Source organism: Thiolinea disciformis DSM 14473, assembly GCF_000371925.1.
Classification (GTDB): domain Bacteria; phylum Pseudomonadota; class Gammaproteobacteria; order Thiotrichales; family Thiotrichaceae; genus Thiolinea; species Thiolinea disciformis.
In genome coordinates this window covers 173,611-181,020 of record NZ_AQVE01000007.1, presented here as the reverse complement: position 1 = coordinate 181,020, position 7,410 = coordinate 173,611, and the positions used below count along the sequence as shown (strand labels likewise).

Sequence of the window (7,410 nt, the reverse complement as noted above, 5' to 3'; positions counted from 1 at the left end):
AGGCGGTGTTGTGGATCCTGCGGTCGGGCAGTCAGTGGCGGAGTTTACCGCGTGAGTACGGTCACTGGAATAGTGTGTTTAAACGGTATAATCGTTGGGCGGCGATGGTTGTATGGGATACCTTATTTCAGGCCATTCAAGTAGAGCCTGACTATCAAGAAGGCGGTATCGATAGTACCGTGGTGCGGGCACATGCCTGTGCAGTGGGACAAAAAAAGTAGTGCCACAGCCGAAGCTCTTGGTCGTTCAGTTGGGGGTTTTAGCTGTAAAATCCATGTGTTAACGGATGGACTAGGCTATCCGCTACGCTTTTTGCTAACGGCAGGACAAACAGCCGATATTACTCAAGCTCAGGCACTCGTCTCCTCCACACCACTGAAGGGGTTACTGGCCGATAAAGGCTATGACTCACCAGTGTTAGTGGATTATCTTCAGGAACGACAGATTGAACCCATCATTCCTTCACGTTCGAATGCCTTGAATCCTCGCGTTTATGACAACGTGAGATATAAAGAGCAACATCTGATTGAGTGTTTCTTTAGCAAGATCAAACATTATCGACGGGTCTTTGCACGTTTTGATAAGAAAGCTCAAAACTTTATGGCTTTTCTTCATTTCGTCGCCTTCTTAATCTGGTCTCGCTAAATGTCAACAGAACCAAAAAAGGCGAGCGCCTTCTTAGCGCGAGAAATGTATTAAAGTATCGTTTTACTAAACGGTTACCGAAGTCTTATCCAACCCACTTAGCCTGTCGTGTAATGGGTGTTAGCAGTAGTGCCTATTATACCTGGCGGACATCGTTAGCACGGTCGAAGCCGTTGAACTTCACCGTCTGGCGTTTACGTCTTCGATTGAAGACCTTATTTGACGCGAGTCGGGGCAGTTTGGGTTCTCGTGTTTTAGTAAAACGCTTGCGCCCAGAAGGCTTTACGGTGGGATACTATCGGGTTCGTACCCTGATGAAAACGTTGAATCTGACGGTTCAGCAACGACGGAGGTATAAGGTAACGCCGGTGTGTGAGTCGTCCCACGGGGTAGTCGATAACCCTCTGAATCGGGCGTTTAATCCTACCCACCTGAATCAAGTGTGGACCGGGGACATCACCTATCTGCGTACCCGTGAAGGCTGGTTATACCTAGCCATCGTGATGGATTTACACTCCCGACGGATTATTGGCTGGGCACTGTCCACACACATCACCACTGATTTAGTCTTACAAGCGTTACAGAACGCTTTAGTGTTACGGCAACCTACTCAGGCATCAGGGCTGATGTTTCATTCCGATCGTGGCTCTCAGTACACTAGTCAACGATTCCAGAAAACCCTAGCCTTACATGGTATTCAACCGTCCATGAGTGGCAAAGGGGCTTGCTATGATAATGCCGTGGTCGAACGTTTCTTCGGCAGTCTGAAACACGAGTGGTTCAGACATTTCACCTATCTCATACGCGCTGACATGACTCAGGATGTACAAGCGTATATCCGTTCAACCATCAACGCTTACACACCGCTAATGGCGATTTAGCGCCCGTGACCTTTGAACCAATGACTCTTAAAAATGTGTCCTAAATCTCTTGACCAGAACATTACCCCAGCGCTCAAGGTTTTAAAGTAATACCCATCTCAAAAAACCATCTCAATCGCATGATGCAAAGTACTACGAATATCCGCATCATCGGTAATCGGGCTAACCAAGGCCATACGACACGCATCTTTTTGGTCAATACCATTATTCATTAGATTGGCGGCATACACCAATAAACGGGTAGAAATCCCTTCATCCAAACCATGCCCTTTCAGATTGCGGGCGGTTTGTGCGATTTGTACCAGCTTTTGCGCAATATCCAAGTCAATTCCTGCTTCTTTACTTAAAATGCTGGCTTCGGCTTCAGGGGCAGGATAATCAAAATCAAAGGCGACAAAACGCTGTTTGGTGGATTGCTTTAAATCTTTCATCAGGCTTTGGTAGCCCGGATTGTAAGAAATCACCAATTGAAAATCAGGGTGGGCTTGTACCAATTCGCCCTTTTTATCCAACGGCAAAGTGCGCCGATGATCGGTGAGCGGGTGAATCACCACCGTTGTATCTTGGCGGGCTTCGACGATTTCATCCAAATAACAAATCGCCCCCAAACGTGCCGCCGTAGTCAAAGGACCATCCAACCAGCGCGTACCATTGGCTTCCAATAAATAACGCCCCACCAAATCCGATGCGGTCATATCCTCATTACACGCCACGGTAATCAAAGGCTTGCCCAGTTTCCATGCCATATGTTCAACAAACCGCGACTTACCACAACCCGTTGGTCCTTTCACCATCACAGGTAAACGTGCTTGATAGGCAGCCTTGTACAGTTCTACTTCCTTGCCGAGGGCTTGGTAAAACGGTTCGGTGTCAATGCGGTATTGGTTGATGTCGGTCATGGCAAACGTCCTAAACGAAAGCCCTTCTCCGAACAGGAGAAGGGTTGAGGATGAGAAATTCTTATTTATGCACGCCTAATTTTTCGCGCCAGCCAGGGAATAATTTATCCGCGTCATTCGGGAAGGATTCAAACGCACGTGCAAATTCACGGTGGGATTTAGCAAATTCAATCGGGTCAGCGCCTGATTTCCAGCATTCATAGGCTTGACGTAACGAAGTTGCACCCGCCGCTGGGCTATCAATGTGACCGTAAGAGCCACCACCTGAGGTATTGATGACATTACCATGCCCTAAGTTCGCAAAGAAGCCCGGCAAACGTAAGGCATTCATCCCACCAGAAATAATCGGCGTGGTTGGTTTCATGCCATACCATTTTTGGAAGTACACAGGGCCTTGGCACTCATCACGCTCAATCATGTAAGCAATAATACGATCATCCGCCTCACCTTCCATTTTACCGTAGCCCATTGTACCCACGTGGATACCAGACGCCCCTTGTAAACGTGACATTTTGGCTAAGACGAAGGCTGTGTAACCGCGCTTAGCCGAGGGTGAAGTCACCGCACCGTGCCCTGCACGATGATAGTGTAAGTACTGATTCGGGTATTGGCGACGTGCCGTAGTCACCATACCAGGGCCACCGACATAACCATCCACTAAGAATGCCACTTTATCCGCATCAGGGCCAAAAGTTTCAAGAATATAATCCGCACGGGCACACATTTCATAATGGTCATCGGCGGTAATATTTGCCGAGAAGATTTTGGCTTGTCCCGTTTCATCTTGTGCGCGTTTCATCGCATCTGCCACTAAAGGCATGACTTTTTTCATCGGCGCAAATACTTGATTGCCTTGAGGCTCGTCATTTTTAATGAAGTCGCCACCTAACCAGAATTGATACGCTGCGTGAGCGAATGGCTCAGGACGCAAGCCTAATTTTGGCTTAATAATAGTACCCGCAATATAGCCGCCGTCTTTTACGGGACGACCTAAAATACGCCACATGTCAGAGATGTCTTTGGAGGGACCGTCGAATAATTGAATCGCACGCTCAGGCACAAAAAAGTCGATCATTTTGGCGTGTTCGATGTCACCCATGCCTTGGTTATTACCAATGGCGAGGGTGAGGAATGAGACAATCATCATGCGCCCATCAATCACATTGCGATCAAACAAGTCCAAAGGATAAGCAATGCGCATATCTTCAGTGGCTTCATCGATGTAGTACACCAACGCATCTACACCCTTAGTGAAATCATCGGTAGTGCAAACTTCAACGTTTGTACCCGTAGATGATTCAGCCGCAAAATGCGCCGCCGCTTCTAAATAACCGTGACCTGCTTTGGGTTTCATTTTGTAAGCGACCAGAATGTGCTTACCTGCCGCCATGAGTTCGTCTTCTTTCAAACTCAAATCGGAATAACGTGATGATTGATCTAAAGCCATGTTCCTCTCCTGAAACAAGAATAATCGGGCAACACCTAATTTAATGGATTAAGACTATAATGATTTATTAATATAATAAAAACTCATTTATTTTTACCAAAACATAAGCAATCATTATATTTAACCCTAAGCCTTACCTTAGCGCGATTTTCTATCGATCAGCATATCCCGAAAGGCAGTTATAAGTAGCGTATGCATATCTCAATGCGGCAGATGCAAATATTCCAAACCGTGGCACAAACCGAGAGTTTTACCCGTGCAGCCGAAATCCTACACATGACTCAACCCGCCATTTCTATGCAAGTGAAACAGTTAGAGGAGCAAGTGGGTTTAGCCTTATTTGAACGCCGAGGCAAACGCATGGCATTAAGTATGGCGGGTCGTTCCATGCAAACATTTACCGGTGAAATCCTCACGCAATATCAAAGCCTGATTGAAAGTTTGGAAGAATTAAAAAATGTTCACCATGGACATATTCGCTTATCCGCTGCCAACACAGCGGTCTATTTTGTCACACACCTACTGGCAGCATTTTCCCGTCAATATACTGGCATTACGGTGTCGCTCACCATGACCAATCGCCAGGCGTTAATTGAGTCTTTGCATAATTACACAGCGGACTTAGTGATCATGGGCGAGCCGCCCGCCCATTTGGAACTGCACTCGCAACGCCTAATGCCTAATCCACTTGTATTGATTGCCCCACCTCAACACAAACTGGCGCGGCGCAAAACGATTCACTTTGCAGAAATTTTAACAGAGCGCTTTGTGGTGCGTGAGCAAGGCTCGGGCACGCGTTTAGCCATTGAGCGTTTTTTTAATGAGCAAGGCCATACTTTTACTAGCACCTTGGAAATGGGCAGCAATGAATCAATCAAATGCGCCGTGGTCGCTGGATTGGGTTTGGGGATTGTGTCGCTACATAGCATCCAAATGGAATTAGCCGCCAAAGCGTTAGTGATATTACCTTTGGAGCATTTTCCCTTACAACGTTATTGGCATATTGTCACCCGTGCAGGCAAAGCACTTTCGCCTGCCGCGCAAGCTTTTCGTGACTATGTGGTTAGCGAAGCAACACACTATAGCGATAAAACAACACTTTAATGCGGTTTAAGTCATTTTTGATTCAGGCTCGATCGCATAAGGTATGGCGTTTTTGCTAGTACGGCCAATCCATCAGCTTAGGCAGAGCATAGAATTTTAAGCAAAGGCTGATTTTTACGGGCTTACAAGCTGATTTTTCCCATTAAGCGGGTTATGCTGCAGGTAGGATGATAATCAGGATGATGAGGGTTTAAGCAATGACTAGAGTAATTCGCCCAGCAAGTGCTGTTTTATTGGCAGTCAGTGTAGTAAGTTCTTTGGCTTGGGCACAGTCTACTGCGCAATTTCCGTCTGACTTACCGCATATTAATGCCTTAACGACGGCTCCTGCTACCACCGCTCGGCCAACAACCCAGCCCCTAGTAGCACCACTGCCGCAGTACCCGAATTATATGCCTTATTACGCGCCGCAGATGATGCGCCCGATGCCGATGCCTTATGGTTATGGCTACCCTATGCCATATCCCCAGCCCTATCCTCAGTATAACCCCTATCTAACACAAGGTGGCTCTTATCCAGCGCGGATCGCACAAGCAACACAACCTTATTATGCTAGTCCGTATAATCCCGCCCTCCCTGCGACGCCAGGTCCTAAAACTAAGCCAGCTCAGCCTAAACAAGTAAAGAAACCAGCCAAGGCTTGGGGGGACACACGCCATATTTGGCCGGATTTTTATACTTCGATGACCGATACTATGTGGGATAAAATGATCAATGCGCCTTATGACATGGGACGTATGCCCGGTGGCTGGCGTTTTCCATCTTTAAGCGTGCCTGATCCCGTAACGGTGGGCGATGCAGTGGCCAATCAACTTCCTCCTATCGCTGAGGAAGTTCCCAATTTTATGAATTTCACGCGTTGAACAAGCCTATTTAGGGCAGGCATTCAGCGCTCTGTTCTCACTTTAATAAGTTTAATAAGTAAAAATTTAGGAGTTTTGAATGAAATCGGGCCAGTGGCTGTTGAAAAGTATTGTGCTAAGTAGTTGCATGGGCTTATTAGCCGCCTGTAGCACGGTTCCCAAAGATGAAGAGCAAAGTGGCTCTATAGTCGGCGCAGAAACTGAGACGGCAACCGAAGCAGTAAGCGAAGCGTCTGAAACGGCTGAACCAACAACAGTTTATAAAGCCCAGCCCTTGCGTCAAACAAGTCCTCAGCGCCGTTCAGCCTCTATCAGTCGGCGCAGTGTAGCTCAGCCGCAACGCCACGCATCAGTCGTAGCGCGCCAAAGAACACAAGCGCCAGCCGCTCAAGTACGTCAAGTAGTACCAGTACAACGTCCAGCAGCGGTTCAACCACGCCGTGCTGCACAATCGCCGAATCAAGTTCAGTCGGGCGGAAATCCCATCAATATTACCTATGGTGGCAGAGGAACTGGCAATTATTATGCGACTTCGCTGACAGGGGACTTTGCAGGTGATCCGCGTTTAATTTACTTTATTGAAGCGATGGCTAAACGTTACGGCTTTGAACGTAATTACTTATACGGTGTCTTCTCCCAAGTGCGTAACCGCGATGAAGTAGCCCGTTTATGGGCAGGCAATAACGGTGGCAGTACTACCCCAGGTGGCTGGTATAATTATCGCTCAAAATTCGTTACACCTGAAAATATTCAGCGCGGCGCTCAATTCTGGCGTCAATATGCTCCGCACTTACAACGCGCTCAGCAACAATATGGCGTCGACCCTGCTTACATTGTAGGGATTATGGGCGTAGAAACACGCTGGGGACGCATACTTGGTAAACACCGTATTATCGATGCCTTAACTACCTCAGCTTTAGTCAATGAGCGTCGCAGTAAATTCTTCTTCAATGAATTAGAAAACTTCATGCTGATGACGCGCTCCGAGCGTATGGATCCCTTAGAGCCAAAAGGTTCTTATGCAGGTGCGATGGGTTATGGGCAATTCATGCCAACCAGCTTCCATTCTTATGCAGTCGACTTTGATGGCGATGGCATTAAGGATTTATGGAATCCGGTCGATGCGATTGGCAGTATTGCCAATTATTTCGCGCGCCATGGTTGGCAATCTGGTCAAGCGGTCGCTATTCCAGCCTCCGTCAGTTCGGGTAACTTTGAAAATATGCCGGATGGCTTCAAAGTACCCTATGACCCCAATACTTTAGCGCGAAATGGCATCATGCCCCAGAATGGCCGTTGGGCTAATACAGGTCAAATACATTTATTAGCACTTACTACGGTGCCAGGCGGCCCTAAAGAACCTTGGATTGGGTATAAGAACTTTTATGTTATTACCCGTTACAACCACAGCAATTATTATGCCATGGCGGTACATCAGTTAGGACAAGGCGTACAGGCTGCGATAGGCGGTCAAAAATACGCCAGCCGGTAATCAGCAAAATGCTGTATTTTAGTAGGTTTAGGGTAGAATTTTTTCGTACCCTATTGACAAAAAAGAATAAATAATAAGC

Annotated in this window: 8 protein-coding genes; 6 read left to right on the top strand and 2 right to left on the bottom strand. The window is 47.2% G+C overall.

Going from position 1 to position 7,410, the window contains the following annotated elements; translation table 11 throughout:
• The 3 genes from A3IE_RS20225 to A3IE_RS21630 form a co-directional block, all read left to right on the top strand.
• On the top strand, nucleotides 1-221 hold a 221-nt coding region (locus A3IE_RS20225), incomplete at its 5' end, for a transposase (protein WP_020395081.1).
• A complete protein-coding gene (locus tag A3IE_RS0107970) occupies nucleotides 193-645 on the top strand; it encodes an IS5 family transposase (RefSeq protein WP_020395080.1) in 453 nt (150 codons plus the stop codon). The genes A3IE_RS20225 and A3IE_RS0107970, both read left to right, overlap by 29 nt.
• Entirely contained in the window at nucleotides 633-1,526 is an 894-nt protein-coding gene (locus A3IE_RS21630) for an IS3 family transposase (protein WP_110721388.1), read from the top strand. Before A3IE_RS0107970 ends, A3IE_RS21630 begins: the two co-directional genes overlap by 13 nt.
• 98 nt (nucleotides 1,527-1,624) lie before the next feature.
• Here the strand turns inward: A3IE_RS21630 and A3IE_RS0107960 are convergent, their stop codons facing one another.
• Nucleotides 1,625-2,425 (bottom strand): CbbQ/NirQ/NorQ/GpvN family protein, encoded by an 801-nt coding sequence (locus tag A3IE_RS0107960; RefSeq protein WP_020395079.1) that lies wholly within the window; start codon nucleotides 2,423-2,425, stop codon nucleotides 1,625-1,627.
• A 61-nt stretch (nucleotides 2,426-2,486) separates the two neighbouring features.
• Nucleotides 2,487-3,872, bottom strand: a complete 1,386-nt coding sequence (locus tag A3IE_RS0107955) for a ribulose-bisphosphate carboxylase (protein WP_020395078.1) — start codon at nucleotides 3,870-3,872, stop codon at nucleotides 2,487-2,489.
• A gap of 204 nt (nucleotides 3,873-4,076) precedes the next feature.
• Between A3IE_RS0107955 and A3IE_RS0107950 the strand changes: the two genes are divergently transcribed.
• From A3IE_RS0107950 to mltB, 3 genes are all read left to right on the top strand, one after another.
• Entirely contained in the window at nucleotides 4,077-4,976 is a 900-nt protein-coding gene (locus tag A3IE_RS0107950; RefSeq protein ID WP_020395077.1) for a LysR family transcriptional regulator, read from the top strand.
• Nucleotides 4,977-5,173: 197 nt separating this feature from the next.
• Complete coding sequence (locus A3IE_RS20215) at nucleotides 5,174-5,839, top strand: hypothetical protein (protein ID WP_020395076.1); 666 nt, start codon at nucleotides 5,174-5,176, stop codon at nucleotides 5,837-5,839.
• Between the two features lie 79 nt (nucleotides 5,840-5,918).
• On the top strand, nucleotides 5,919-7,331 hold the full coding sequence (mltB, locus tag A3IE_RS20210) for a lytic murein transglycosylase B (protein WP_020395075.1): 1,413 nt from the start codon (nucleotides 5,919-5,921) through the stop codon (nucleotides 7,329-7,331).
• Nucleotides 7,332-7,410 lie beyond the last annotated feature (79 nt).